The 25,874-nt window shown below is 65.1% G+C and carries 24 protein-coding genes; 5 read left to right on the top strand and 19 right to left on the bottom strand.

Features of this window, described 5'->3' with window-relative positions:
- The first annotated feature begins 104 nt into the window (after positions 1–104).
- On the top strand, positions 105–893 hold the full coding sequence (locus tag PQU89_RS02500) for an alpha/beta fold hydrolase (RefSeq protein ID WP_272764467.1): 789 nt from the start codon (positions 105–107) through the stop codon (positions 891–893).
- Here PQU89_RS02500 and PQU89_RS02495 read toward each other — a convergent pair.
- Positions 871–1,098 carry a hypothetical protein gene (locus tag PQU89_RS02495; protein WP_272764466.1) on the bottom strand — a complete coding sequence of 76 codons (228 nt, stop codon included), beginning with the start codon at positions 1,096–1,098 and terminating at the stop codon, positions 871–873. The genes PQU89_RS02500 and PQU89_RS02495 overlap by 23 nt on opposite strands.
- 58 nt (positions 1,099–1,156) lie before the next feature.
- On the opposite strand from PQU89_RS02495, the gene astE reads away from it, so the two are divergent.
- Positions 1,157–2,170 carry a succinylglutamate desuccinylase gene (gene astE, locus PQU89_RS02490; protein WP_272764465.1) on the top strand — a complete coding sequence of 338 codons (1,014 nt, stop codon included), beginning with the start codon at positions 1,157–1,159 and terminating at the stop codon, positions 2,168–2,170.
- 117 nt (positions 2,171–2,287) lie between these two features.
- On the opposite strand, the gene PQU89_RS02485 is transcribed toward astE, so the two are convergent.
- Positions 2,288–3,676, bottom strand: a complete 1,389-nt coding sequence (locus PQU89_RS02485; protein ID WP_272764464.1) for a D-2-hydroxyglutarate dehydrogenase — start codon at positions 3,674–3,676, stop codon at positions 2,288–2,290.
- A gap of 79 nt (positions 3,677–3,755) precedes the next feature.
- Here PQU89_RS02485 and serA point away from each other — a divergent pair, with 79 nt between their 5' ends.
- Positions 3,756–4,985 (top strand): phosphoglycerate dehydrogenase, encoded by a 1,230-nt coding sequence (gene serA, locus PQU89_RS02480; RefSeq protein ID WP_272764463.1) that lies wholly within the window; start codon positions 3,756–3,758, stop codon positions 4,983–4,985.
- Positions 4,986–5,066: 81 nt separating this feature from the next.
- Here serA and accD read toward each other — a convergent pair whose 3' ends face one another.
- The 14 genes from accD to leuC all read right to left on the bottom strand — a co-directional run bounded on the left by accD (position 5,067) and on the right by leuC (position 20,328).
- Positions 5,067–5,942, bottom strand: a complete 876-nt coding sequence (accD, locus tag PQU89_RS02475) for an acetyl-CoA carboxylase, carboxyltransferase subunit beta (RefSeq protein ID WP_047967122.1) — start codon at positions 5,940–5,942, stop codon at positions 5,067–5,069.
- A 79-nt stretch (positions 5,943–6,021) separates the two neighbouring features.
- Complete coding sequence (gene trpA / locus PQU89_RS02470; RefSeq protein ID WP_272764462.1) at positions 6,022–6,816, bottom strand: tryptophan synthase subunit alpha; 795 nt, start codon at positions 6,814–6,816, stop codon at positions 6,022–6,024.
- Positions 6,817–6,912: 96 nt separating this feature from the next.
- Positions 6,913–8,112, bottom strand: coding sequence for a tryptophan synthase subunit beta (trpB, locus tag PQU89_RS02465; protein ID WP_272764461.1), 1,200 nt, complete (start codon positions 8,110–8,112; stop codon positions 6,913–6,915).
- 52 nt (positions 8,113–8,164) lie between these two features.
- A complete protein-coding gene (locus PQU89_RS02460; RefSeq protein WP_272764460.1) occupies positions 8,165–8,788 on the bottom strand; it encodes a phosphoribosylanthranilate isomerase in 624 nt (207 codons plus the stop codon).
- A 1-nt stretch (position 8,789) separates the two neighbouring features.
- Positions 8,790–9,578: a tRNA pseudouridine(38-40) synthase TruA gene (gene truA / locus PQU89_RS02455; RefSeq protein WP_272764459.1), complete on the bottom strand. Its 789-nt coding sequence runs from the start codon at positions 9,576–9,578 to the stop codon at positions 8,790–8,792.
- On the bottom strand, positions 9,575–10,186 hold the full coding sequence (locus PQU89_RS02450; protein ID WP_272764458.1) for a hypothetical protein: 612 nt from the start codon (positions 10,184–10,186) through the stop codon (positions 9,575–9,577). Before PQU89_RS02450 ends, truA begins: the two co-directional genes overlap by 4 nt.
- A gap of 2 nt (positions 10,187–10,188) precedes the next feature.
- Positions 10,189–12,309, bottom strand: coding sequence for a type IV pilus assembly protein FimV (locus tag PQU89_RS02445; RefSeq protein WP_272764457.1), 2,121 nt, complete (start codon positions 12,307–12,309; stop codon positions 10,189–10,191).
- 21 nt (positions 12,310–12,330) lie between these two features.
- Entirely contained in the window at positions 12,331–14,466 is a 2,136-nt protein-coding gene (locus PQU89_RS02440; protein ID WP_441372802.1) for a motility hub landmark protein FimV, read from the bottom strand.
- Between the two features lie 195 nt (positions 14,467–14,661).
- On the bottom strand, positions 14,662–15,678 hold the full coding sequence (locus PQU89_RS02435; RefSeq protein WP_272764455.1) for an aspartate-semialdehyde dehydrogenase: 1,017 nt from the start codon (positions 15,676–15,678) through the stop codon (positions 14,662–14,664).
- A gap of 68 nt (positions 15,679–15,746) precedes the next feature.
- Positions 15,747–16,853 carry an aspartate-semialdehyde dehydrogenase gene (gene asd, locus PQU89_RS02430; RefSeq protein ID WP_272764454.1) on the bottom strand — a complete coding sequence of 369 codons (1,107 nt, stop codon included), beginning with the start codon at positions 16,851–16,853 and terminating at the stop codon, positions 15,747–15,749.
- Between the two features lie 156 nt (positions 16,854–17,009).
- Positions 17,010–18,074, bottom strand: a complete 1,065-nt coding sequence (gene leuB, locus PQU89_RS02425) for a 3-isopropylmalate dehydrogenase (RefSeq protein ID WP_272764453.1) — start codon at positions 18,072–18,074, stop codon at positions 17,010–17,012.
- A gap of 64 nt (positions 18,075–18,138) precedes the next feature.
- The gene (leuD, locus tag PQU89_RS02420) at positions 18,139–18,777 is read right to left on the bottom strand and encodes a 3-isopropylmalate dehydratase small subunit (protein ID WP_272764452.1); all 639 of its coding nucleotides are present in this window, start codon (positions 18,775–18,777) and stop codon (positions 18,139–18,141) included.
- The gene (locus PQU89_RS02415) at positions 18,774–18,890 is read right to left on the bottom strand and encodes an entericidin A/B family lipoprotein (protein WP_202902737.1); all 117 of its coding nucleotides are present in this window, start codon (positions 18,888–18,890) and stop codon (positions 18,774–18,776) included. Before PQU89_RS02415 ends, leuD begins: the two co-directional genes overlap by 4 nt.
- A 31-nt stretch (positions 18,891–18,921) precedes the next feature.
- The gene (gene leuC, locus PQU89_RS02410; RefSeq protein WP_272764451.1) at positions 18,922–20,328 is read right to left on the bottom strand and encodes a 3-isopropylmalate dehydratase large subunit; all 1,407 of its coding nucleotides are present in this window, start codon (positions 20,326–20,328) and stop codon (positions 18,922–18,924) included.
- 211 nt (positions 20,329–20,539) lie between these two features.
- On the opposite strand from leuC, the gene PQU89_RS02405 reads away from it, so the two are divergent.
- On the top strand, positions 20,540–21,325 hold the full coding sequence (locus PQU89_RS02405; RefSeq protein WP_272764450.1) for a helix-turn-helix transcriptional regulator: 786 nt from the start codon (positions 20,540–20,542) through the stop codon (positions 21,323–21,325).
- Between the two features lie 41 nt (positions 21,326–21,366).
- Here the strand turns inward: PQU89_RS02405 and PQU89_RS02400 are convergent, their stop codons facing one another.
- From PQU89_RS02400 to PQU89_RS02390, 3 genes are all read right to left on the bottom strand, one after another.
- Positions 21,367–22,527 (bottom strand): MFS transporter, encoded by a 1,161-nt coding sequence (locus PQU89_RS02400; protein WP_272764449.1) that lies wholly within the window; start codon positions 22,525–22,527, stop codon positions 21,367–21,369.
- Positions 22,528–22,606: 79 nt separating this feature from the next.
- Positions 22,607–23,020, bottom strand: a complete 414-nt coding sequence (locus PQU89_RS02395; protein WP_272764448.1) for an RNA-binding S4 domain-containing protein — start codon at positions 23,018–23,020, stop codon at positions 22,607–22,609.
- Complete coding sequence (locus tag PQU89_RS02390; RefSeq protein ID WP_272764447.1) at positions 23,017–23,667, bottom strand: fumarylacetoacetate hydrolase family protein; 651 nt, start codon at positions 23,665–23,667, stop codon at positions 23,017–23,019. The genes PQU89_RS02395 and PQU89_RS02390 overlap by 4 nt, the downstream gene beginning before the upstream one ends.
- A gap of 409 nt (positions 23,668–24,076) precedes the next feature.
- Here PQU89_RS02390 and PQU89_RS02385 point away from each other — a divergent pair, with 409 nt between their 5' ends.
- Positions 24,077–25,843, top strand: coding sequence for a PHA/PHB synthase family protein (locus tag PQU89_RS02385; RefSeq protein WP_272764446.1), 1,767 nt, complete (start codon positions 24,077–24,079; stop codon positions 25,841–25,843).
- Positions 25,844–25,874 lie beyond the last annotated feature (31 nt).

The following is a 25,874-nucleotide window of genomic DNA, read 5'->3' as shown; positions in this document are numbered from 1 at the left end:
AGCGCAACAATATGACAAATCGGCGATGACGGCGGCGGCCGCTATTGCGAGCCGGCGCTACCTGCACCACACTGACATTAACCGTACCCGACAAGGAAGACGCCATGCCCATGCTGCAGCACGACGGACGCCAGCTGTATTACGAAGTCAGTGGCCACGGCGAACAGCCACTGCTGCTGTTCAACGGGCTGACCATGAGCACAGCCGCCTGGACGCTGATGGCGCCGTTACTGGAGCCGCGCTTCAAGCTGATCCGTCTCGACTTCCAGGGCCAGGGCCAGAGCGAGCGGCGGGTGCAGGACAGCTACCCGCTGACGCAGCAGGCCGATGACGCCGCCGCGCTGCTCGACCACCTCGGCATCGAGCAGTGCTACCTCGCCGGCCTGTCCTACGGCGGCATGGTGGCGCTGCACTTCGCCCGCCGCCATCCGGCGCGGCTGTCGCGACTGCTGCTGGCCTCGACGCTGGCGTGGTCGGATGCGGCCAACGTTTACATCGCACAGAGCTGGAGCGCGGCGCAACAGGCCGGCGGCCCCGGCCTGCGCTTCGACATCAGCCTACCGTGGCTGTTTTCCAGCCGCTTCTTCGTCAGCAGTGCGCAGATGCTGCCGGACCTGCGCACCATCGCCGCCACGGTGGACTGGCCGGGGGTGGAGCGCATCCTGGCCGGCATCCGCGAGCACGACGCGCGCAGCTGGCTGGACGAGATCAGGGTGCCGACCCACATCATCGTCGGCAGCGAAGACCGCCTCACCCCGCTGTACCAGTCGGAACTGCTGCACCAGGGCATCGCCGGCTCGACACTGACGGTACTGCCCGGCGCCGGCCACGCCATCCACCTCGAGGCGCCGGCCGCCTTCGCGCAGCAGATCAGCCGCTTTGCCGACGCCTGAGAACGTGTTCATGGTCGCGCGCGCTTAAGCGAGACAAGATGAAAATGGCGGCGCCAGCGACGTTGACCCGGATACCAACCAGCAGGCCGTGGCCGTTTTCAACGCGGCATCGCTCCATCGAGATCAGTCGCCGCAGATCATGAACCAGTTCTGCGGCGGCGAATGTCCGGTTTGCGCCACATTCGGACACGGCGGTGACAGTCACGTTGGCGCCGGCGGGCATTTGTTTAGAATGGGGCAATACCACAAGCACAGGACACCCCATGACGCCGTTTGCTCCCGCCCGTGATTTTCTGCACGCCACGCTGGACGGCCGCTTTGCCGCCCCCCGCCAGTGGCAGACCGCGACCCTGAGCCTGCAGTGGCTGGCCGAAGGCGTGCTGGCGCTGGCACCGCTGGACGCCGCCGACACGCTGGACCACGTGCTGCTGTCCACCGGCATCCACGGCAACGAGACCGCCCCGATCGAAGTAGTCAACAGCATCGTCAACGACCTGCTCGCCGGCGCCATGCCGCTGCGCTGCCGGCTGCTGGTCATGCTGGGCAACCCGGTGGCGATGCGTAGCGGCGCGCGCTTTACCGATTACGACATGAACCGGCTGTTCAACGGCGCCCACATCAGCCAGCCGCAGGCACAGGAAGCGCGTCGCGCCGCCGAGCTGGAACAGCTGGCCGCCGGCTTCTTCCGCGCCGCGCCGGCCGGCGTGCAGCGCCTGCACTACGACCTGCACACCGCCATCCGCGGCTCGGTGTTCGAGAAGTTCGCCATCTACCCCTACACCGACGGCCGGCCGCACAAGCGTGAACAGCTGCTGTGGCTGGAAAGCGCCGACGTCAGCACCCTGCTGCTGCACAGCAAGCCGGCGGCCACCTTCAGCTACTACACCAGCCACCATTTCCACGCCGACGCGCTGACGCTGGAGCTGGGCAAGGCGCGGCCGTTCGGCGACAACGACCTCGCCCGCTTCGCCGGCATCGACCGCGCGCTGCGGCGGCTGGTCTCCGGCAGCACCCCGCCGCTGCCAGCCTACGACGCCAGCCGCTTCGCGGTGTTCCACGCCAAGTACGATCTGGTGAAGCACAGCGAGCAGTTCAAGCTGCACCTGGCCGACAGCGTGGAGAACTTCACCGCTCTTCCGCATGGCATGACAATTGCCGAAGATGGCGATATCCGTTATGTCGCCGACGGCGGCGAGGAACGCATCCTGTTCCCCAACCCCAAGGTCGGCATCGGCCTGCGCGCCGGCATCGTGATCAGCCCCTGCCAACTGGATTAGACGCTTATCCACAGCAAAACAGGGAAAAAGCTGTGGATAAGCTGTTGAAAGCCAAAAAAAACAGCGCGGCGTCAGCAGTTTGCTGACGCCGCGCATTTTTCGGGCATCGTCTGCCGCTTACACCAGCTTGCCCGGGTTCATAATGCCATCCGGATCAAAAAGCGATTTCATCGCTTTCATCAATCTGATTTCGGCATGACTGCGGCTTACGTCAAGATAGTCATGCTTGAGCAGGCCGACGCCGTGTTCCGCCGACATGCTGCCGTTGAAGTCACGCACCAGCTCGAACACGTACTTGTTGACCTGCTCGCAGGCGCGGCGGAAGTCGTCGATGGCCAGTGCTTCCGGCTTCAGCACGTTGATGTGCAGGTTGCCATCGCCGATGTGGCCGAACCACACCACCTCGAACTGCGGATACTCGCGCGCCAGCATCTCGTCCAGCTGCGCGACAAAGGCCGGCACCTTGCTGACCACCACCGCGATGTCGTTCTTGTACGGCTTGTACGGGGTGATGGACTCGCTGATGTCCTCGCGCAGGCGCCACAGTTCCACCGCCTGCTGCTGCGACTGCGACAGCACACCGTCGACCAGCCAGCCCTGCTCGGCGCAGTATTCGAACAGCGCCAGCGCCTGCGTTTCGGTGTCCGGCGCGATCTTCTCGAACTCCAGCAGCACGTAGTACTCGGCGGCCTCGTCGAATGGCCGCTGCACCGTGCCGCGCGCCAGCACGTGGCGCAGCGCCTGCTCGGAGAAGAACTCGAACGCGGTCAGGTCCAGCTTGTCGCGGTAGGCGTTGAAAATATTCATGATGTCAGCAAGATTCGGCACCGCCAGCACCATCACCGCCAGTTCCGCCGGCGGCCGCGCCAGCCGCAGCGTGGCCTCGACGATGAAGCCCAGCGTGCCCTCCGAGCCGATGAACAGGTGGCGGAAGTCGTAGCCGGTATTGTTCTTGGCCAGACCATGATTCAGCTCCAGCACCTCTCCCTCGCCGGTGACCACCTTCAGCCCGACCACCCATTCGCGGGTCATGCCGTAGCGCACGACCTTGATGCCGCCAGCGTTGGTGGCGATATTGCCGCCGATCTGGCTGCTGCCGCTGGAGGCAAAATCCACCGGGTAGTACAGGCCGTTGGCCAACGCGAACTCCTGCAGCGTCTTGGTGATCACCCCCGCCTGGCAGCGCACGGTGCGGCCAACCTTGTCCAGCTCCAGGATCGCGTTCATGCGCTCGAACGACACCACCAGCTCGCCGTTGCGCGCCACCGCGCCGCCGGACAGGCCGGTACGGCCGCCGGACGGTACCAGCGCGAACTGCTCGCGCTGCGCCCAGCGCACCAGCGCCACCACCTCGTCCACCGTTTTCGGAAACAGCACCGCGGCGGCATCGGGCGTGAAATAGCGCGTCCAGTCCAGGCCGTAGCGCGTCAGGGTATCGGTATCGGTGGCCACGCGGTCGGCGGCCAGCAGGCGGCTCAGTTCGGCCAGCTGTTGCGGTGCAAGCATGTGCGCTCTCTCTAGTCAAAAAACGGCAATCGGGGTCATAATACCCGAGAAATTTAGTCAACAAAGGGCCATTCGCATCATGCAAACCGTATCGCTCGCCAAGGACAAGATCAAGGTATTGCTGCTGGAAGGTGTGCACCAGAGTGCACTCGACACCTTCCGTGACAATGGTTACCACACTATCGAGTATCACAAGAAGGCGCTGCCCGATAGCGAACTGAAGGAGCGCATCGCCGATGCCCACATCGTCGGCATCCGCTCGCGCAGCCAGCTCAGCGACGAAGTGCTGGAGGCGGCGAAAAAGCTGATCACCGTCGGCTGCTTCTGCATCGGCACCAACCAGGTTGACCTCGCCGCCGCCACCCGCCGTGGCATCCCGGTCTTCAACGCGCCGTTCTCCAACACCCGCTCGGTGGCCGAGCTGGTGATCGCCGAAAGCATCATGCTGCTGCGCGGCATCCCGGAGAAAAACGCCCTTGCCCATCGCGGCGGCTGGCTGAAGTCGGCAGAAGGCAGCTTCGAGGTGCGCGGCAAGACGCTGGGCATCGTCGGCTACGGCCACATCGGCACCCAGGTCGGGGTGCTGGCGGAAAGCCTGGGCCTGAAGGTGGTGTTCTACGACATCGAGAACAAGCTTCCGCTGGGCAACGCGCGCCAGATCGGCAAGCTGCACGACCTGCTGGCCGAGTCCGACGTGGTCACCCTGCACGTACCGGAAACGGCACAGACCAAGGACATGTTCGGCGCCGCCGAGCTGGCGGCGATGAAGGCCGGCAGCCACCTGATCAACGCCTCGCGCGGCACGGTGGTGGTGATCGAGGCGCTGGCCGCCGCACTAGCCAGCAAGCACCTGGCCGGCGCCGCCATCGACGTGTTCCCGGTGGAGCCGGAAGGCAACGGCGAGGAGTTCCTGTCGCCGCTGCGCGAATTCGACAACGTGATCCTGACACCGCACATCGGCGGCAGCACGCTGGAGGCACAGGCCAATATCGGCAGCGAAGTGGCCGCCAAGCTGGTGAAATACAGCGATAACGGCTCGACGCTGACTGCGGTCAACTTCCCCGAGGCCTCGCTGCCGGCGCACCACGGCAAGTGTCGCCTGCTGCACATCCACAAGAACCAGCCCGGGGTGCTGGCGCGCATCAACGACGCCTTCTCCAAGCTCGGCATCAACATCGCCGCGCAGTACCTGCAGACCAGCGACGAGATCGGCTACGTGGTGATCGAAACCGACAGCGCCGCCAGCCAGCCGGCACTGGAGGCACTGCAGCAGATCCCCGGCACCCTGCGCTGCCGCGTGCTGTACTAGGCCAGCCGCTTGCGGCCAACGTTGGCCGCAAACGCAAAAACGCCACGGCAAGCCGTGGCGTTTTTTTGGCTGCAGCGAGGGTCAGGCGCTGACCGGCTGTGCTTCCTTCATCAGCAGCGCTACCAGCGTCGCCACGCGCAGCTTCAGCTCGCGGCGGTCGACGATCATGTCCAGCGCGCCTTTCTCGATCAGGAACTCCGAGCGTTGGAAGCCTTCCGGCAGCGTCTCGCGCACTGTCTGCTCAATCACGCGCGGGCCGGCAAAGCCGATCAGCGCACCCGGCTCGCCTATCACCACGTCACCGAGGAAGGCGAACGAGGCGGACACACCGCCCATGGTCGGGTCGGTGAGGATGGAGATGAACGGCAGCTGGTAGTCGGACAGCAGCTGCAGCGCGGCGGAGGTCTTCGCCATCTGCATCAGCGAGTTGAGGCCTTCCTGCATCCGCGCACCACCGGAGGCGGCGACGCAGATGAACGGCGCGCGCGCCTCGACCGCAGCCTGCACGCCACGCACGAAGCGCTCGCCGACCACCGAACCCATCGAGCCGCCGATGAAGCGGAACTCGAAGGCGGCGACCACCGCCGGCATGTTGTGGATACTGCCCTGCATCACCACCAGCGCGTCGTCCTCGCCGGTGCTTTCCGCCGCGGCAACCAGACGGTCAGGGTACTTCTTGCTGTCCTTGAACTTCAGGATGTCGATCGGCTTGACCTCGGCGCCGATCTCGCGACGGCCTTCCGCATCCAGCAGCATGTCCAGCCGCTCGCGGGCATTCAGCGAGTGGTGATGGTCACACTTGGGACATACCTGCAAATTGGCCTGCAGGTCGGTGTGGTACAGCACCGCCTCACACGCGGGGCACTTGCTCCACAAACCTTCCGGTACCGCCGACGCCTTGCTCGTGCGCGGATCGCGCTTGATCTTCGGCGGCAGGAGTTTATTCAACCAGCTCATTGCTGACTCCTTGAATCAATACGTTGCGGCCAACGGTAACGTTGGCCGCAGGGTGCTGGCACGGGTGACCAGCATTGTTCTAACGGATGGCATCCTTTAGTGATGCCACCAGACGGGTAAGCTGCTCTTTGGCAGTTTCGGGGGTCGCCGCTTCGATTTCCTGCACCAGACGGCTACCGACCACCACCGCATCCGCGGCGGTAGAGATGGCGCGCGCCGTTTCGGCATCGCGGATTCCGAAGCCGACACCGATCGGCACATCAATAAATTCTCTAAGGGCGGCAATTTTACGCGCTACGTCGTCAATGTCCAGATTTCCGGCACCGGTCACGCCTTTAAGTGACACATAGTAGACATAACCGCGCGCCAGAGCGGCGATTTGCTTGACCCGCGCCATCGGCGTGGTCGGCGCAATCAGGAATACCGGATCGAGTTTGGCGGCGATCAGCGCCGCCGACAGCTCGCCCGCCTCTTCCGGCGGGCAGTCCACGGTCAGCACGCCGTCGACGCCGGCGGCAGCGGCTTCCTGCGCAAACACCTCGTAGCCCAGCACGTGCACCGGGTTGAGGTAGCCCATCAGCACCACCGGGGTCTGCTGGTTGCTGCGGCGAAATTCGCGCACCATGTCCAGCACGTTGCGCAGGCCGACCTTGTGCAGCAGTGCACGTTCGCTGGCGCGCTGGATCACCGGGCCGTCGGCCATCGGGTCGGAGAACGGCACACCCAGTTCGATCACGTCGGCACCGCCTTCCACCAGACCGTGCATCAGGCTAACGGTCAGGCCGGGATCGGGATCGCCGGCGGTGATGAACGGGATCAGGGCTTTTTCGCCGGCGGCTTGCAGGCGGGTAAAGGTTTCAGCAATACGGCTCATCACGCGTTTCCTTGCAGCCGGCCTGACAATCAGTCAGGCCGGTATCATCGGGGAGCAGCAAAGGTTGGCCGCAGCGTGCGGCCAACCCTAGCCACATTACAGGGTCAGACCCATCAGACCGGCGACGGTATTGATATCCTTGTCGCCACGGCCGGACAGGTTGACCAGAATGATCTGATCCTTGCCCATGGTCGGCGCCACCTTGGCGGCGTGCGCCAGCGCGTGGCTGGACTCCAGCGCCGGGATGATGCCTTCCAGATGGCAGCAGTCCTCGAACGCCTTCAGTGCCTCGTCGTCGTTGATGGCCACGTATTCGGCACGTCCGATGTCCTTCAGCAGGCTGTGCTCGGGACCGACACCCGGGTAATCCAGACCGGCGGACACCGAATGGGTCTCGATGATCTGGCCGTTCTCGTCCTGCATCAGGTAACTGCGGAAGCCGTGCAGCACGCCCGGCTTGCCGGCCGTCAGCGGCGCCGCGTGGCGGCCGGTCGCCACCCCGTCACCGCCAGCCTCGACGCCGACCAGACGCACGCCGTCCACCTCGACATAGGGATGGAAAATGCCAATGGCGTTGGAGCCGCCGCCAACGCAGGCCACCACCATGTCCGGCTGGCGGCCGACCATTTCCTGCATCTGCTCCTTGGCCTCGATGCCGATGATGCGCTGGAAGTCGCGCACCAGCATCGGGTACGGGTGCGGACCGGCGGCGGTGCCGAGGATGTAGAAGGTGCTGTCGATATTGGTAACCCAGTCGCGCATCGCCTCGTTGAGCGCGTCCTTCAGCGTCTTGGAGCCGGACTCCACCGGCACCACAGTGGCGCCGAGCAGCTTCATGCGGAACACGTTCGGCGCCTGGCGCTTGACGTCTTCCGAGCCCATGTACACCACGCACTCCATGCCGTAGCGGGCGGCAACGGTAGCCGAGGCCACGCCGTGCTGGCCGGCACCGGTCTCGGCGATCACGCGTTTCTTGCCCATGCGCCGCGCCAGCAGCGCCTGGCCGATGGTGTTGTTGACCTTGTGCGCGCCGGTGTGGTTGAGATCTTCGCGCTTGAAGTAGATCTGCGCACCGCCGAGCTGTTCCGACCAGCGCTTGGCGTGGTAAATCGGGCTCGGACGGCCGACAAAGTGTTTCAGTTCGTAGTGATATTCCTGCCAGAAAGCCGGATCAGCCTTGGCACGGGCATACTCGGCATTCAGCTCGTCCAGTGCTGCCATCAATGTTTCCGCTACATAGACACCGCCGTACGGGCCGAAGTGACCGCGTGCATCGGGGAAGTCATAACTGCTCATGGAATGCTCCTGATGGTTTGATGATGGTGACGGCACGCTGTGGCGCACCGTGTTAATTCTGTGCCGCCCGCACCGCGGCGACGAAATCCGCCACCCGCTGCGGGCTCTTGATGCCCTTGCCGGCCTCGACACCGCTGGAGACATCGACCGCCGCCGGGCGCACGCGACGCACGGCGTCGGCGACATTGTGCTCGTCCAGGCCGCCGGACAGGATCAGCGGCAACGGCAGTTGCGGCGGGATCAGCGTCCAGTCGAAGGTCTTGCCGGTACCGCCGTGTGCGCCCTCGACAAAGGCATCGGTGAGCAGGCCGCGGGCGTCGTGATACTGTGCGGCCAACGTTTGCAGATCGGTACCGGGCTGCACCCGCACCGCCTTCAGGTACGGGCGCCGGAAGCTGCGGCAGAACTCGGGCGACTCTTCGCCGTGAAACTGCAGCACGTCGATGGCGCACTGCGCCAGCACGGCCTCGATTTCCTCGCGCGTCGCGTTGACGAACAGCGCCACCACGGTCACGAACGGCGGCAGCGCGGCGATGATGGCCTGTGCCTGCGCGATGCCGACGTGGCGCAGACTCTTGTCGTAGAACACCAGGCCGATGGCGTCGATGCCAAGGTTGGCCGCAGCCACCACATCCTCGACGCGGGTAAAGCCACAGACTTTGATGCGAACGCTCATCTTATCTCCACAAGGTCAGGCGCGCGGCCTGGGCCTGCGACGGCAGTTCGAACTGCGCCGGATAGCCGACCCCGGTCAGGTACAGCCCGTCGGGCATGAAGGTCGGCGGCGCCTTGGTGCGATCCGCCGCCGCCAGCAACGTCGCCATGCCGGCAGTATCGAGCTTGCCTCTGCCGACATACAGCAGCGCGCCGACGATATTGCGCACCATGTGGTGCAGGAAGGCGTCGGCGGTGAGGTCGAAGCGCAGCAGGCCGTCGACTTCGCTGATGTCCAGCTGCTGCAGGTCTTTCAGCGGCGACTTGGCCTGGCACTCGGCGGCGCGAAAGCTGGAAAAATCGTGCCGCCCCAGCAGCACCTCCGCCGCCGCGCGCATCGCGGCCACATCCAGCGGCTGGTGGTACCAGCCGACGCGACCGGCGGTCAGCCCGGGGCGCACCGGGTGCGTCAGCAGGAAATAGCGGTAAGAGCGGGAAAACGCGGAAAAACGCGCATGAAATTCGTCACTGACTTCCCGCGCCCACATCACGGCGATCTCGGGCGGCAGATGGGCATTGACGCCGCGCACCCAGGCGTTGAGCGGGCGGACGGCATCACTGTCGAAGTGCACCACCTGCATCAGCGCATGCACGCCGGCATCGGTACGGCCGGCGGCGAGGGTGGTCACCGGATGACCGGCAATGCGCGACAGCGCCTGGTTCAGTTTGTCCTGCACGGTGTTACCACCGGGTTGCGTCTGCCAGCCGGAAAACGCACGGCCGTCATACTCCACACCCAACGCAACTCTCATTGTCCCACTTTCACGAGTAAGCCGGACAACAGCAACAGCAGCAACAAGGCCAACGTGTCACGCATGGTCCACGGCGAAAAGCCTAACTTTACCTCATCCGCCGGGGCTTGTGTCAGTTGCGCCGCCAGCGCCGCGCGCCACGCCGCCAGGCTCAGCGCCGGTGGATGCTGCAACCATTGCTCGGCGTAAAACAGCGTCAGCCCCAGCCGCAGCAGCACGCGCTCCAGCGGCAGACCAAACCACACCAGCGGTTGCAGCAGCCACGCCAGCGCCTGCAGCATGCCCTGCTGCCCCAGTTGCAGCCAGACGCAGCGCAGGCTCGCCATCAGCAACAGCAGCCGCAACTGCTGCTGCAGTGCCAGCGTCAGCCCCTGCCGCGACGGCGACCACGCGGCGGCAAACAGCGCATCACCCGGCACCGACCAGGCGGTCACCAGCAGCAGGGTCAGCAGCAACCAGCGCATGCGCCGCAGCGCCAGGGATAGCTGCTGCCATAACAGGGGAAGACAACACAGGAACAACAGGGAAAGCGCCGGCCAGGACCAGGCTTGCAGCACCAGTACCAGCAGCAACCATGCCACCAGCGCCAGCGCGGGATGGCCGCGCACGATCAGGAACCGTCCACCGCTTCTTTGGGCGCTTCCAGCAGCCCGGCATCGCGCAGCAGGGTATCGGCCATCTCGCTGTCACCCATCTCGCGATACAGCTGTGCCAGTTCGGCAATCGCCGCCTGCTCCGACAGCTCGCCCGCCACCGACACCGGCTGCCGGTCATTGGCGGCAAAGTCAGCCACGCGGCGCGGCGCCACCGGCTCTGGCACCACGAACTCAGGCAGCTCAGGCTCCGGCACCACAGGCGACGGCTCCGGTAACGGCTCCGAGACCACCGCAGCGGCTGCCGACAACGGCACCTCGGGCGCCTCGGCCGTGGCCGACGCAGACGCCAGCACCACGGCCTCGCTCATCGGCCGCTCGATGGCGCGATACAGCGGGTTGTCCGCGTCCAGCGTGGCACCCAGCTGCTGCACCCGCGTCCACAGGCTGCTCAGCGGGCCGAATACCGCCAGCACATCCAGTGCCACCGCCTCGAACTCGCCGCGATTGCCCTGCGCAGCGATCAGGTCCAGCAACTTGATGCGCAGATCCTCACGTTCCGGCTCGGCGCGAAGGGCATTGCGCAGCAGGCTCTCGGCCGCCTCGCTACGGCCATAAGCCAGCAACACTTCCACCTCGGCCAGTACGTCGACCGTATCGAGCCGGATCTCGTCGGCCGGCGCGGGCGGCGGCACCAGCGTAGCCGCTGCCGTCACCACGGGCGGCGGCGCGGCCGGCATCTGGCCTGCGTCCACTGCGCTGTCCGCCGGTTTCTGCTTGCGGCGCCGCAGCAGCATCCACGCCAGCAGGCTGGCCACGGAAATGCCGCCGATCCCGGTCAGCACCCACTCCGTCAAGCGGCCATCAAGAAACGCCGCTTCGCTGTCCGACAACGGCGGCATCGCCGGTGCGGCACTGGCCGCTGCGGGCGCCGGGCTGGCCTCCAGCCGGCTGATTTCCGCTTCCAGCCATTTCATGCGTTGCTGCGCCGCCTTCAATTGCTGGCCGATCTGCTCGGACGGCTGCGGCGCTGCGACTGACGGCGCAGAGGCGACCGGGGCCGGTGGCGTCGCGGCAGCCTTGGCCGGGGCGGTCGCCGACAAGCCGTGCTGAATGGCAGTGGGCGCCGGCTTGCCATCCGGAAATACCAGCCAGGCACCGGCAAACAGCAGGTCACGATCACCACCGGCAAAGGCCTGCGGATTACGCGCCAGAACCGCCGCCATCCAGGCCTGTCGCGCCGCCGGGGCGTAGCGTTGCGCCAGCCGATTAAGACTATCCCCCGCCTTGACGCGGTAGCCGTCCACCGGTAGCGCCTGCGCCGACGGGGCCACGTGCTTGCGATAGCGCTGGCCGGCCCTGGGCACGGCGACACTGAAACGGCGCACCACCTCGGTCTCGCCCAGCCGGGCCTGCAATTCAAAACCGATGTGGCGGCTGGTCACCGGCTGCGGATGGTGCAGCCGCAAGAACTGGCGCCCGCCACGGCTGCGCAGCGCAAAGCGCACCGCTTGCGCATCGCCCAGCCCGTGCAGTGCCGCCAGCTGAAACTGGCTGGCGTGCTCGGCCGCCGGCCAGTCGCCCAGCAGCTCGACTTCCATGCGCAGCGGTAGCCCGCGTACCGACAGTAAACGCCCGGTACCGAAGGCGGGTGCGGCGGCACCGGTGATAAAACTCGGTTTGTCCGCCGGTAAGACACTGTGCGGCGAAGGCTTCTTGTCCGGTGTCACCGGCCACTGCCCGGATGCCGGCAGGTGATATTCGCGGATGGCGCGACCGGAAGGCCATGACAGCTCAAGGGCAAAATGCAGGCCCTGATCACGGGGCAGCACCGGACCGGACAAGGTAATCAGGTAGCGGCCGGGCGACACCTCGCTGGTACGGATCGCCAGCTGGCGTACCGCTTCGGCGTAAGGCCCCAGCATCGGATAACGCTCCAGCGACGCCAGCGACGCCGTCGGCGCGCTGAGTCCAGCCTCCGGCTCGACCGCCACCTCGGCGTAAAACGTCTCGTCGGCCGCCGACAGCACCCGCAGCGCACCGAGGCCGGCCCAGGCCGGCAGCACCGCGCAGGCGGTCAGCAGGCCGGCCAGCACCGGGCGCAGGGCAAAGCTCGGGGAACTAGCGTTGGTTTTCATCGACGGTCGCCAGCTGTGGCATTAAAGCGAGGACAGCAGGTTGGCGGCTTCCTGCTTCAGCGAACCGCCGGCCTCGGCCACCAGCTCTTCCAGCACTTCGCGCGCGCCGTCCTTGTCCCCCATGTCCAGATAGACACGGGCCAGATCCAGCTTGGTCGACAGCGGATCGTCCGACACCGACATGCCTTCGGTGCTGACTGCCGGCGTTTCCGCGCCCAGGCTGTCCAGACCGAAGTCGAAATCGACGCTGTTGGCATCCGGCTCGGCTGCGGCCAACGTTTCCAGCGGACTGGCGGCACTCACCGGTTCGTCAAGCTGGAAATCGAAGTCCAGCATGTGTTTGTTCTCTTCCGGCTCCGGTTCGACCGGCGCCGGCTCTGCCACCACCTGCTCGGCGCTGGCCAGCAGGCTCTCGATATCCAGCTCCGGCGCCAGCGCCTTGGGGGGCGCATCCACTGCGAACGGATCATCGCCGAGCAGGGCCGCACGCAGCGGATCATCGTCCACGGCCGGCGCGACCGGCTCAGCCACTGCTGCAGCGACGGCCGGCACACTGCCCATCAGTTCGTTGTCGAGGTCGATGTCCATCGGCGAGGCCACGAAGGCACTGTCAGCCACCGCTTCGCCGGCGACGGCAACACCGCCATACAGGGCATTGGCGGGATCGATGCCGCGCCCCAGCTTGGCGATCTTGTCCCATAGCGTGCCCTGCCCGCCCAGCGCGTCATGGAGCGATCTGGCGTGCGGTTCGAAGGCGGCCCGATCCTGGCGTGACGCGTAGATTTCCAGCAGCTTGGCGCGCACCTCGTGCAGGGTTGGGTCTTTCGCCAGCGCTTCTTTCAGGATTTCCTCGGCCTGCTGGTCGCGACCGTAGGCGAGGTAGACCTCGGCTTCGGCGATCGGGTCGACATCGCCGGCCTCGGCACCGCCGGTGCCGCTACGGGTGAAGTCGGTGAGGAAAGTATTGCCGGCGGTCATCGGCTCGGTATTGGGCTGATGCAGCGACGACTTGCGCAGGGTGCTGGCCGCGCCAGTGTGGCCCGTACCCGCGGCACGACGGCGGCGCAGCATGATGATGGCCGCCAGCCCCAGCAATACTGCGGCCAGTGCGCCGCCAATCAGCGGCAAGTAGGCCATCACCTGATCCAGCAACGGCTCGCCGCGCTCCTCGGCGGCCGGGGCCGGCTGCGACGTTGCCGCCGCCTGCAGTGCATTGAGGCGTTTTTCCAGTTCGGTGATTTTTTGCTGCGCCTGCTGTAGTTGCAGCGCCTGCTCGGAGACCACGGCAGAGGCGTCAACCGCTGGCGCCGAGGCGGGCGCGGTGACCGGCTCCAGCTTCACCAGCTGTTCCGCAGCGACGGCCGGTTTGGCGGATGCCACTGCCGGCGCCACAGCCGCTGCGGCGGCAACGGGTGCGGCCGCGGTGGCCTGCGGTGCACGATCGGCGGCGAGAAGGCTGTTGCTGCGTTCGCGCCCCAGGGCACGGATTTGCGACAGTGGCGGCACCTTCAGGCGTGCGCCGGCACGCAACTGGTCGGGATTGCCGGCGACGAAGGCCTGCGGATTGGCCTCCAGCAGCGCAGCCATTACCTGGCGCAGCGAAACATTGGGTAGCGCCAACGACGCCGCCAGCTGGTGCAGGGTCTGCCCCGAGCGCACGCTGATACGGTCCGGCGGTGCACGATTGACGGCTTCGCGCTCAACACGCGGCGGAGACGGCCGCCTAGGCGCCGGCGCCAGCCGCTCGCTCGCCGGCCGGGCCGCAACCGATGTAGGTGCCGGTGACGGATTGGCCGGCAGCGCGTAGTCGACCGGATCCAGCAGCACGGTATATTCGCGCACCGAGCGGCTGCTCGGCATTTTCGCTTCCACCACAAAGCGCAGATAGGGCTCGCTGATCGGCGCCAGCGACGTGACCCGGATATACGGCCGGCCGTTGGCACGCTGGGCCAGCGTGAAACGCAGGCTGCTCAGCAGCGGCGCGTAATCGACTTTCAACTCGCGAAAGGTATCCAGGGTGGCCAGGCCAACCCGCTGCACTTCGCCATCCGAGCCGCTCAGCTCGATTTCGGCACGCAACGGTTCGCCAAGATTGGACTTGACGACGACCCCCCCCAAACCCGCCCAGGCTGCAGAAGAAAATGCCACTGACAGCATTAATACGCTCAGTTTTTTCTTGGCCAGCATTCTTTTTTGCTACCTTTCGGTGTGTTGTTTTGCTCTAGCGCCGTTGCTGCTCATTTATCCACCATTTGCATAAGCATGGTACCGGCCGATTTTTAAGCCGGCCTGATAAATCTTGCAAGCGGATAGCCAAATCAGTATAGCGACATAGTACCTTGAGATTCCGGCTCAGGCAAAATAGCCACGCTTCATCAAGGCTGCGGCCAGCGCCACGCAAGGCTCTGCGGCACCGGCGCGGACATTGTCGGCCGCCAGCCAGAACGACACGGTACCACCGGCGGTCTGCCGCACGCGGCTGACCCAGACCGCCTCGTTGCCGGACGCTTCCAGTGGCGTGACATAAGGCAGCTCGCCACGCGGATCGTCAACGATTTGCAGACCGCCGGCGGCCAGCAGCTCGCGTGCCTTCTCCGCATTCAACGGATCGCGGGTCTGCAGTGTCACCGCCCAGCCGTGACCGAAGAAGACTGGCACCCGCACGCAACTGGCCTCGACCCGCAGTTGCGGATTGGCCAGCACCTTGTGCAGCTCGTCGACCAGCGACTGTTCTTCTTCGCTGATGCCCTGCTCGTCGACGTCACCGATCAGCGGCAGCACGTTGAAGGAGATGCGCTTCTGGTAGACCTCCAGCTCAATGTCACGGGCGCCAAACAGCGCGGTGGTCTGGTTGGCCAGCTCTTCCAGCGCGGCGCGGCCGGTACCGGATACCGACTGGTAACTGGCAATGGTCACCCGCTCCAGACCGCAGGCCTGCAGTGCGGCCAACGCCTTGGCGACCGGTGTCACCGTGCAGTTCGGTACCGCCAGCAGCAGGCCTTCGCCGAGATCATCCAGTGCGGCGTCGTTGATGCCGGGTACCACCAGCGGCACGTCCTCGGACAGCCGGTACACCGAACTGAAGTCGATCACGGCGCAACCGGCATTGCGTGCTTCCGGCACGAAGCGGCGCGACAGCTCGCTGCCGCCGACAAAGATCGCCAGCGAGGCATTGGCAAAGTCAAAATCATCCACCGTGGCCACATCCAGCTCGAGATTGCCCAGCGACACGGTTTCGCCGTCCTTTTCCGCCACATCCAGCGCAAACACGCGGCCGATCGGCAGCGCACGTTCGGCCAGCAATTCAAGCACGGCCTCGCCAACCAGCGAGGTGACACCAACAACAGCAATACGCAGGGTTTCAGACATTCATTTATCCAGTTCTAGAAAACAAAAAGGGCGCCGTTGGCGCCCTTGGCTAACAGTATCGCACTATTTTAGCGTTCAATCAGGATCCGCAACATACGGCGCAGCGGTTCGGCCGCGCCCCACAGCAGCTGATCGCCGATCACGAAGGCCGACAGGTACTCGCCGCCCATGTTCAGCTTGCGCACGCGGCCGACGCCGATCTGCAAACTGCCGGTGATGGCGGCCGGTGTCAATTCCTTGACGGTGATGTCGCGGTCGTTCGGCACCCACTTCACCCAGTCGTTGCCGGACTTGATGATGGCCTCGATCTCGGCCAGCGGCAGGTCTTTTTTCAGTTTCACGGTCAGCGCCAGGCTGTGGCAGCGCATGGCGCCGATGCGCACGCACAGGCCGTCGACCGGAATGGTTGCATCGGTGCCCAGAATCTTGTTCACCTCGGCCTGGCCTTTCCACTCTTCCTTGGACTGACCGTTGTCGAGCTGCTTGTCGATCCACGGGATCAGGCCGCCGGCAAGTGGCGCGCCGAAGAATTCGGTCGGTACGTCTTCGCGGATGGTGGCGGCAACCTTGCGGTCGATATCGAGGATGGCGGACGATGGCGTGGCCAGTTCGTCGGCCACCGCGGCGTGCACCACGCCCATGCCCTTCAGCAGTTCGCGCATGTGGTTGGCGCCGCCGCCGGAGGCCGCCTGGTAGGTCATCGAGGACACCCACTCCACCAAGCCCTCGCGGAACAGGCCGCCCATGCCCATCAGCATGATGGAGTTGGTGCAGTTGCCGCCGATGAAGTCCTTGACGCCGTTGGCGAGACCGGCTTCGATCACGTTGCTGTTGACCGGGTCGAGCACGATGATGGCGTTGTCTTCCATGCGCAGCGTGGAGGCGGCGTCGATCCAGTAGCCGTTCCAGCCGGCGGCACGCAGCTTGGCGTACACCTCGGTGGTGTAGTCACCGCCCTGGCAGGTGACGATGGCGTCCATCGCCTTCAGCTCGTCGATGTTGCGCGCGTCTTTCAGCGGCGGTACGTCGCGGCCAACGTTGGGGGCGGCACCACCGACATTGGAGGTCGTGAAAAACACCGGTTCGTCGATAACGGCAAAATCATTCTCTTCCAGCATGCGCTGCATCAGCACGGAACCGACCATGCCGCGCCAGCCAACAAAACCTACTCGCACGATAATTCTCCTGAATGTCTTGGGTGTTTGAAACTGTCTCGCCAGTCATCTCTTGACAGACCGGCTTTATGTAGTGATCAGCCCCATTGTGCAGGGCAACAGCGGCTCGCACAATGGGGCTGACGTTTTTTATTCAAACAACATTAAAGATGCAAATTACAAGACTGCTACCACCGCATCGCCCATGCCGGAGCAGCTGACTTTCTCGCATCCGGCCTCGAAGATATCGGCGGTGCGATAGCCCTGCGCCAGCACCGTTTTCACCGCGTTTTCCACGCGCTGGGCGGCGGCTTCCTGGTTGAAGGTGTAGCGCAGCATCATCGCCGCCGACAGGATGGTGGCCAGCGGATTGGCCAGGTCCTTGCCGGCGATGTCCGGTGCCGAGCCGTGGCTAGGCTCGTACAGGCCCTTGTTGTTCTGGTCCAGCGATGCCGACGGCAGCATGCCGATGGAACCGGTGAGCATCGAGGCTTCGTCGGACAGGATGTCGCCGAAGATGTTACCGGTCACCATCACGTCGAACTGCTTCGGGTTGCGCACCAGCTGCATGGCGGCGTTGTCGACGTACATGTGGCTGAGTTCCACCTGCGGGTACTCGCGCGCCACATCGATCATGATTTCCTTCCAGAACTCGGTGGTCTCCAGCACGTTAGCCTTGTCCACCGAGCACAGCTTCTTGCCGCGCTTCATCGCGATGCCGAAAGCGACGTGGGCGATGCGGCGGATTTCGCCCTCGCTGTAGCGCATGGTGTTGTACGCCTCGCGCTCGCCCAGCTCGTTGACGGCGATGCCGCGCGGCTGGCCGAAGTAGATGTCACCGGTCAGCTCGCGCACGATCATGATGTCGAGGCCGGACACCACTTCCGGCTTCAGCGTGGACGCGTTGGCCAGCTCCGGATACAGGATAGCCGGACGCAGGTTGGCGAACAGGTTGAGATCCTTGCGGATCGCCAGCAGGCCGCGCTCCGGGCGCAGCGCGCGCTCCAGATTGTCGTACTGCGGGCCGCCGACGGCGCCGAGCAGCACCGCGTCGGCATCGCGACACAGGTTCTGCGTGAACGACGGGTAGGGATGGCCGAACTCGTCGTAGGCGGCGCCACCCAGCGGCGCCTGCTCCATCTCGATCGGCAGGCCGTCGCTGCGCAACACTTCCAGCACGCGCTGCGCCTGGGCAATGATTTCCGGACCGATGCCGTCACCTGGCAAGACTGCAATTTTCATGATCTTTATCCCGTAGCGTGGAGGACAAGGTTGGCCGCATTGTGGCCAACCTTTGGTGGTGGGTTCAGGCAAACAGCCACGGCTGCGCCGCGCGATGCTTGCTCTCGAAGGCCTTGATCTCGGCTTCGTGCTTCAGCGTGAGGCCAATCTCGTCCAGGCCGCCGAGCAGGCAGTGCTTGCGGTGCTCGGTGATGTCGAAGGAAAACACCTTGCCGGACGGCGTGGTGATGGTCTGCGTCGGCAGGTCCACCTGCAGCTGGTAGCCTTCGGTCGCTTCGCATTCGCGGAACAGCTGGTCGACCACTTCCGCCGGCTGCACGATCGGCAGCAGGCCGTTCTTGTAGCAGTTGTTGAAGAAGATGTCGGCGAACGACGGCGCGATCACCACGCGGAAGCCCTGGTCTTCCAGTGCCCACGGCGCATGTTCGCGGCTAGAGCCGCAGCCGAAGTTCTCGCGCGCCAGCAGTACCTGCGCGCCGGCGTAGCGCGGGAAGTTGAGCACGAAGTCCGGATTCAGCGGGCGCTGGCTGTTGTCCATACCCGGCTCGCCGTGATCGAGGTAACGCCATTCGTCGAACAGGTTGGGGCCGAAGCCGGAACGCTTGATCGACTTCAGGAATTGCTTGGGGATGATGGCGTCGGTATCGACGTTGGCGCGATCCAGCGGGCACACGAGGCCGTCAAGGGTGGTAAATGCCTTCATTGTGCTGCCCTTTCAATGGCGGAACCTGCGTTTCTGAGATCCTGGCCGACACCGGCCACGGTATTGCATCCGGTGACTGCCGCCAGCAAGGCCAGCGCAGTCAGAAGTCGCATTGTCATGTCTGTTCTCCTAGCTGTGGCCCGCTTACAGCGCGCGAATGTCGACAAAGTGGCCGGCCACCGCGGCGGCGGCGGCCATCGCCGGGCTCACCAGGTGGGTACGGCCGCCCTGGCCCTGACGGCCTTCGAAGTTGCGGTTCGAGGTGGACGCGCAACGCTCGCCCGGTTGCAGGCGGTCGGCGTTCATCGCCAGGCACATGGAGCAACCCGGTTCGCGCCATTCGAAACCGGCGGCGACGAACACCTTGTCCAGCCCCTCGGCCTCGGCCTGCGCCTTGACCAGACCGGAGCCCGGCACCACCAGCACCTGCTTGACGTTGGCCGCCTTGCTGCGACCCTTGGCCACCGCGGCGGCTTCACGCAGGTCTTCGATGCGGCTGTTGGTACAGGAGCCGATGAACACGATGTCCACCGGGATCTCGTTGATCGGGGTGTTGGCCTGCAGACCCATATAGGCCAGCGCGCGCTCGATGCTGCCCTTCTTCACCGGGTCGCTTTCCTGCTCCGGGTCCGGCACGCGGCCGTTGATGTCGGTCACCATTTCCGGCGAGGTGCCCCAGGTCACCTGCGGCTGGATGGCGGTGGCGTCGAGCACCACTACCTCGTCAAACTGTGCGCCGTCGTCGCTGTGCAGCGTGTTCCAGTACGCCACGGCGGCATCCCACTGTTCGGCCTTCGGCGCGAACGGGCGGCCCTTCACGTAGTCGATGGTCTTCTGGTCCACCGCCACCAGGCCGGAACGGGCGCCGGCTTCGATGGCCATATTGCACAGGCTCATACGGCCTTCCATCGACAGCTCGCGGATCGCTTCGCCGCCGAACTCGATGGCGTAGCCGGTACCGCCGGCGGTGCCGATCTTGCCGATGATCGCCAGCGCCACGTCCTTGCCGGTAATGCCGGTCGGCAGCTTGCCGTCGACGCGCACCAGCATGTTCTTGGATTTCTTCGCCACCAGCGTCTGGGTGGCCATCACGTGCTCGACCTCGGAGGTGCCGATGCCGTGCGCCAGCGCGCCGAAAGCGCCGTGGGTGGAGGTGTGGCTGTCACCGCACACCACGGTCATGCCCGGCAGGGTGGCGCCCTGCTCCGGCCCCATCACGTGCACGATGCCCTGACCCTTGTCCTTGAACGGGAAGTAGGCCAGCGCACCGAAGGCCTTGATGTTGGCGTCCAGCGTTTCCACCTGCTGGCGCGAGATCGGGTCCTTGATGCCCTCGTCCCAGTGGTCGGTCGGGGTGTTGTGGTCGGCGGTCGACACCACCGAGTCCACGCGCCACAGCGGACGATTGGCCAGCTTCAGGCCTTCGAAGGCTTGCGGGCTGGTCACTTCGTGGACCAGATGACGGTCAATATAGAGCAATACGGTGCCGTCTGCTTCTTCGTGCACCACGTGGCTGCTCCACAGCTTGTCGTAGAGGGTCTGTGCGGTCATGGTTCTGCTTTCTCGATGAGTTTGCCGACAACATTCCGGCAGTGGATCCGGTCATTCTGTCACGTCCGCCCCAGGCGGAACAGGCCGTTGCGGCCAAGCTTGGGCCGGCCGCGGGCCGTGCGTAGTAGTCCTATCATTGATCAAGCCGGTTCCTAGTACAAGATAAGCATTTATACTAGTAGTGATACTACCAAGCTAAGCCGCGAACACCATGAACGACGAACGCCACACCAGCCCGCTGGGCGACTTTATCCGCAGCCACCGCGAGCGTGTGTCGCCGCAGCAGGCCGGCCTGCCCGCCGGCAGCCGCCGCCGCGCCAAGGGACTACGCCGCGAGGAAGTCGCCGCACTGTGCGGCATCAGCCCGACCTGGCTGACCTGGATCGAGCAGGGCCGCACGCAGTCGGTATCGGCCGCCACGCTGGCACGGCTGGCCGACGCACTGCTGCTGAGCCGCGCCGAACGCGACTACCTGTTCAACCTCGCCGGGCAGAAGAACCCGGACGACGCCCACCTCGCCAGTGATCCGGAGGCGCAGCAGGCGCTGGCGCTGGCGGTCGGCAAGATCGATGGCCCGGCCTATGTGCTGGACGGGCTGTGGTTCGTGCCGGCGTGGAACGCGCAGGCCGCCACCCTGTTTTGCGGCTGGCTGGACCAGCCTGAGCCGCGCCACAACCTGCTGCACTTCATGTTCCTGCACCCGCTGGCGCCGCAGCTGGTCGACGACTGGCCGACGCGGGCGCGGCGCATGGTGGCGGAATTCCGCGCCGAGATCAGCGCCCGTCGCGATGACGGCGAAGTCGCCGCCCTGCTAGACGGCCTGCGCCGGCAGAGCGGCGACTTCGACAGCCTGTGGCGGCAGCAGGACGTTCAGAGCCGCGAAGGCGGCGAGCGCGCCTTCAACCACGCGCAACTGGGACGGGTCAGTTACCAGCAGCTGACGCTGCGACTGGCCAACGCACCGGGACTGAAACTGGTGATGCTGCTGTCGGCGTAAGCTCGCCGCAAGGCGGTGTAAGGGCTGCGGCCAACCTTGTGTCAGCCCTGCGCCGCTGCCGGCGGCGAGCGCAGCCAGCGCCAGCACACCAGCACGCCAAGGAAGGTCACCACCGCGGACACGGCAAAGGTCAGCGTCACCCCGCCATACGGCCACAGAACGCCGCCGAGCAGGCCGCCGGCGCTGCCGCCGACGCCAAAGGAGGCGATCACGTACAGCCCCTGGCCGCGCGCCTGGTGCTGCTCGGCAAAGTAGCGGTGGATCAGCCCCACCGCCGCCGCGTGGTGCACACCGAAGGTGAAGGCGTGCAGCGTCTGCGCGAACACCGCTACCGCCGGCTGTGCCAGCAGCAGCGCAATCAGCACGAAGCGCAGCGCGGTCACCAGCAAGGATGCCAGCATCAGCTGCTCCAGCGTGAAGCGTGCCATCAGCCGCGGCATCAGCAGGAAGATGCCGATCTCGCACAGCACCCCCACCGACCACAGCCAGCCGATGGCACTCTTGCCATAGCCGGCCTGCTGCAGGCCGATCGAATAGAAGGTGTAGTACGGCCCCATGCCGAAGGCGAGCAGGAAGCAGCAGGCGAACAGCGCCAGCACCTGCGGCCGGCGCAGGGTGCCGGCAATCGACTGTCGCGATGTACTGCGCGGCGCGCCGTGCACCTCCGGCACGAACCAGGCGGCCAGCGCGATCAGCAGCAGCAGCGCCAGCACCGCCCACGGCAGGTTACGAAGCCCGAGCAGCTCCAGCAAGGCGCCGCCGACCAGCGACAGCGTGACAAAACCGATCGAGCCCCACACCCGCACCCGGCTGTAGCGCCCCGGCGTAGCGCGCGTCAGGTGCGCGGTACTGGCCTCGACCAGCGGCAGCGCCGCCGCCCAGAAGAAGTGCGACACCGCCAGGCTGACGAACACCCACCAGAAGCCGTTATCCAGCCCGACAAAGGCAAACGCCAGCGCCGACAGCAGCGAGGTCGACAGGATGATGCTGCGCCGCCGGCCACGCTTATCGGCCAGCCAGCCCCACAGCCCCGGCGCCACGATGCGCGCCAGCGTCGACAGCGCCATCAGCACCGAGATCTGCACCGTACTGAACGACAGCGATTCGAGGTACAGCCCCCAGAACGGGCCGAACAGCCCCTGGAAGGCGAAATAGCTGAAGTAGAACGCGGCGAACGGACGCAGGTCGGCAACGGCGGGCATGGCGGATTTTTCTTTCAGGCAAGGGCGAAAACAGGTGCGGGGCGGCATGATAGCGCCATTGCCGGCCCTCGCCTATGGCTCACCAGCTGTCCTTGAAACGGGAAATGTCGCGACGCGCCTTTTTCGTTGGCCGGCCGTCGCCGTGCGGATAGCTGGCGTGTTCGGCCTTTTGCAGCGCGATCTGGTGTTCGCGCGCGCTCACCGACGCCTCGCTCTCGCTATACAGCAGCTGCGCTTCCCTGGCCGGCCGCCGCTGCGTCGCCAGCGCCAGGATGGAGACCTTGTACTCCAGCCGCTCGATGCGGATCAGCAGCTGGTCACCTTCCTTCGCCACCCGTGAGCCCTTGACCCGCTCGCCACCGACCAGTACCCGCCCCAGCTCCAGCGCCTCGTGCGCCAGCTGCCGCGTCTTGTAAAAGCGCGCCGCCCACAGCCACTTGTCCAGCCGTACCTTGTCGTCATCCGCGCTTGCGGCCAACCTTGCCTTGCTCATGGCGCGACCTGCCACGCTGCCTGCAGCAGCCCAGGCAGTTCCAGCTGCAGACGATCACCGCCTTGCAACCGCCCCACCCCTTCCGGCGTGCCGGTAAATACCAGGTCGCCAGCGCGCAGGCCGTAGATGCGCGACAGGTAGCTGACGATGGTCGCCACAGGGAACTGCATCAGCGCGGTATCGCCGTGCTGGCGCGGCTCGCCGTTGACGTGCAGATCGAACTGCAGCCGCGCCGGATCGGCGACGAGGTTGGCCGCCACGAAATCCGACACGCAGGCGGCGCCGCGAAAACCCTTGGCCTTGGTCCACGGCAGCCCCTTGGCCTTCACCACCGACTGCACGTCGCGCGCGGTCAGGTCCAGGCCGATGCCGTAGCCGGCAATGCAGGACAGCGCGGCGGCTTCGTCGACGTGGTCGGCGTCCTTGCCGATCAGCAACACCAGCTCACACTCGTAGTGCACCTCCTGCGAGTAGTCCGGCAGCACGATGGGACTGCCCTCGCGCAGCAGCGCCGCGTTCGGTTTCAGGAACACCACCGGTTCGCTTTCCACCGCGTTGCCAAGCTCGGCGGCATGGGCGGCGTAATTGCGCCCGATGCAGAACACCGTATTCACCCGCTGCGCGGTCCCCGACAGCTGCACGTGCATTTAATGTTTCCTTTTCTGAAATGGTATGGGCCGGGCTGGAGGCAGGCAAAGCGCAGCCACGGTTGCAGTATGATTTTCCTGTCGCCACAGGGCAACCTTGCCGCCATTGCGGCCAGCCTTTCCAGCCCACCTCGGCCAGCGATTGGCGCATCGCAACATACCAAAGGCATGAGACGGGTTATACTGCCGCCATCATCCGCACCACCCGTCCGGACGGCTGCCCTTGCCGCGGCTGGCATGGCGTTTGCGAGCCCGCAACGATATTCCTGCGCTGCAACAATAAGGCGCTGTGTTTTGTCATAAAGCGGTGGTACAGTCGTAACCATCTACCGACAGTGCCAGCAAGAAAACAGCCTGCATGCAGGGCGGGATGGTGCTTGATCGTCTTTCCACTTTCGAAGGAGAACCAATGAGCCAGGAAACCCCCAACCCGCTGGACAGCTTTTTTGCCAATCTGTCCGAGGCCAATCAAAAGTGGATGCAGCAGTTCGTCAACTCCATGAGCAGCGGCCTGACGCCGCAAGATGCGGCCAACCCGATGACTGGCGCCTGGAACCAGATGGTCAACAACGCCACCCAGTTCATCGCGATGCAGAACAGCCTGTACCAGCAGCAGATGAACCTGTGGATGCAGTTCCTGGGCCAGAATGGTGCCACCGCTGCCCCGGCGGCGAGCACTGACCGCCGTTTCTCGGCACCGGAATGGAACGAGCATCCGTTCTACAGCTTCATCAAGCAAAGCTACCTGCTGACCTCGAAATGGATGACCGACCTCGCCGACCAGACCCATCTGGAAGGCGAAGACAAGGAACGACTGGCCTTCATCACCCGCCAGTACATCGACGCCATGGCGCCGACCAACTTCATGCTGACCAATCCGGAAGTGATCAAGCAGGCCATCGAGACCAAGGGCGAGAGCCTGGTCGAAGGCATGAAGAACATGATGGAAGACATCCAGAAGGGTCACATCTCGATGTCGGACGAGACCAAGTTCGAGATCGGCAAGAACATTGCCTGCACCCCGGGCGAAGTGGTGTTCCGCAACGATCTGATGGAGCTGATCCAGTACACGCCGACCACTGGCGAAGTGTACGAAAAGCCGTTGCTGATCGTGCCGCCGTGCGTCAACAAGTACTACCTGATGGACCTGCAGCCGGACAACTCCATGGTGCGCCATTTCGTGGCCCAGGGTTACCGCGTGTTCCTGGTGAGCTGGAAATCGGCGACCCCGGAGATGAAGCAGTACCAGTGGGACAACTACATCGAGGAAGGCGTGATCGCCGCCGCCGAAGCTGTGCGCAAGATCACCAAGCAGAGCAGCATGAACGCGCTGGGCTTCTGCATCGGCGGCGTGATCCTCACCACCGCGCTGTGCGTGATGGAAGCGCGCGGCCTGAACTACATCGATTCCGCCACCTTCATGACCTCGCTGATCGACCACACCGATCCGGGCGAGATCAAGGTGTTCCTCGATGACAACTTCTTCAAGGGCCGCGAGGCCAAGCTGGCCGCCGGCAACGGCGGCATCGTCAGCGGCAAGGAGCTGGGCCGTACCTTTGCCAGCCTGCGCGCCAACGACCTGGTGTGGAACTACGTGGTCAACAACTACCTGCTGGGCAAGACGCCGCCACCGTTCGACCTGCTGTACTGGAACAACGACGCGGTGGACCTGCCGATGCCGATGCACACTTTCTTCCTGCGCGAGTTCTACGACCGCAACGCGCTGACCAAGCCAGACAGCATCACGCTGTGCGGCGTGAAGATCGACGTGCGCAAGATCAAGGTGCCGGTGTACATCTTTGCCGCGCGTGAAGACCACATCGTGCCGTGGAAGTCGGCCTTCGACGGCGTCAAGTTCCTGGAAGGCGCCGCCTCGCGCCGCTTCATCCTCGGCGCCTCCGGCCACATCGCCGGTTCCATCAACCCGGTAACCAAGGACAAGCGCAACTACTGGGTCAACGACACCCTGACCGCCGACGCCGATACCTGGCTGGAAACCGCGCAGAGCATGCCCGGCAGCTGGTGGAAAGACTGGGACGGCTGGCTGGCGCCGCAGTCCGGCAAGAAAGTGGCCGCACCGAAGGCAATGGGCAGCAAGGACTTGCCGCCGCTGTGCCCGGCACCGGGTCTGTACGTGCAGGCCAAAGCCATGCCGCAACTGGCGGCCATGCAGTAATCAACCCGGTTCATGATTGTGCTACAGTGTT

The sequence above is a fragment of the Vogesella indigofera genome (assembly GCF_028548395.1).
Classification (GTDB): domain Bacteria; phylum Pseudomonadota; class Gammaproteobacteria; order Burkholderiales; family Chromobacteriaceae; genus Vogesella; species Vogesella indigofera_A.
The sequence above is the reverse complement of the archived record's forward strand: the minus strand, read 5'-3'. Positions and strand labels throughout refer to the sequence as shown.

Excerpts from the sequence above, each read along its gene's own strand:
- PQU89_RS02405 (WP_272764450.1), top strand. The coding sequence starts at position 20,540 with ATGAACGACGAACGCCACACCAGCCCGCTGGGCGACTTTATCCGCAGC.
- trpB (WP_272764461.1), bottom strand. The coding sequence starts at position 8,112 with ATGAGCAGTTATGACTTCCCCGATGCACGCGGTCACTTCGGCCCGTAC.
- PQU89_RS02445 (WP_272764457.1), bottom strand. The coding sequence starts at position 12,309 with ATGAAAACCAACGCTAGTTCCCCGAGCTTTGCCCTGCGCCCGGTGCTG.
- PQU89_RS02460 (WP_272764460.1), bottom strand. The coding sequence starts at position 8,788 with ATGAGCGTTCGCATCAAAGTCTGTGGCTTTACCCGCGTCGAGGATGTG.
- leuD (WP_272764452.1), bottom strand. The coding sequence starts at position 18,777 with ATGAAGGCATTTACCACCCTTGACGGCCTCGTGTGCCCGCTGGATCGC.
- PQU89_RS02395 (WP_272764448.1), bottom strand. The coding sequence starts at position 23,020 with ATGAGCAAGGCAAGGTTGGCCGCAAGCGCGGATGACGACAAGGTACGG.
- truA (WP_272764459.1), bottom strand. The coding sequence starts at position 9,578 with ATGAGAGTTGCGTTGGGTGTGGAGTATGACGGCCGTGCGTTTTCCGGC.
- PQU89_RS02390 (WP_272764447.1), bottom strand. The coding sequence starts at position 23,667 with ATGCACGTGCAGCTGTCGGGGACCGCGCAGCGGGTGAATACGGTGTTC.
- trpA (WP_272764462.1), bottom strand. The coding sequence starts at position 6,816 with ATGAGCCGTATTGCTGAAACCTTTACCCGCCTGCAAGCCGCCGGCGAA.
- leuC (WP_272764451.1), bottom strand. The coding sequence starts at position 20,328 with ATGACCGCACAGACCCTCTACGACAAGCTGTGGAGCAGCCACGTGGTG.
- PQU89_RS02415 (WP_202902737.1), bottom strand. The coding sequence starts at position 18,890 with ATGCGACTTCTGACTGCGCTGGCCTTGCTGGCGGCAGTCACCGGATGC.
- PQU89_RS02385 (WP_272764446.1), top strand. The coding sequence starts at position 24,077 with ATGAGCCAGGAAACCCCCAACCCGCTGGACAGCTTTTTTGCCAATCTG.
- leuB (WP_272764453.1), bottom strand. The coding sequence starts at position 18,074 with ATGAAAATTGCAGTCTTGCCAGGTGACGGCATCGGTCCGGAAATCATT.
- accD (WP_047967122.1), bottom strand. The coding sequence starts at position 5,942 with ATGAGCTGGTTGAATAAACTCCTGCCGCCGAAGATCAAGCGCGATCCG.
- PQU89_RS02500 (WP_272764467.1), top strand. The coding sequence starts at position 105 with ATGCCCATGCTGCAGCACGACGGACGCCAGCTGTATTACGAAGTCAGT.
- astE (WP_272764465.1), top strand. The coding sequence starts at position 1,157 with ATGACGCCGTTTGCTCCCGCCCGTGATTTTCTGCACGCCACGCTGGAC.
- PQU89_RS02400 (WP_272764449.1), bottom strand. The coding sequence starts at position 22,527 with ATGCCCGCCGTTGCCGACCTGCGTCCGTTCGCCGCGTTCTACTTCAGC.
- PQU89_RS02440 (WP_441372802.1), bottom strand. The coding sequence starts at position 14,466 with ATGCTGTCAGTGGCATTTTCTTCTGCAGCCTGGGCGGGTTTGGGGGGG.
- PQU89_RS02435 (WP_272764455.1), bottom strand. The coding sequence starts at position 15,678 with ATGTCTGAAACCCTGCGTATTGCTGTTGTTGGTGTCACCTCGCTGGTT.
- PQU89_RS02485 (WP_272764464.1), bottom strand. The coding sequence starts at position 3,676 with ATGCTTGCACCGCAACAGCTGGCCGAACTGAGCCGCCTGCTGGCCGCC.
- serA (WP_272764463.1), top strand. The coding sequence starts at position 3,756 with ATGCAAACCGTATCGCTCGCCAAGGACAAGATCAAGGTATTGCTGCTG.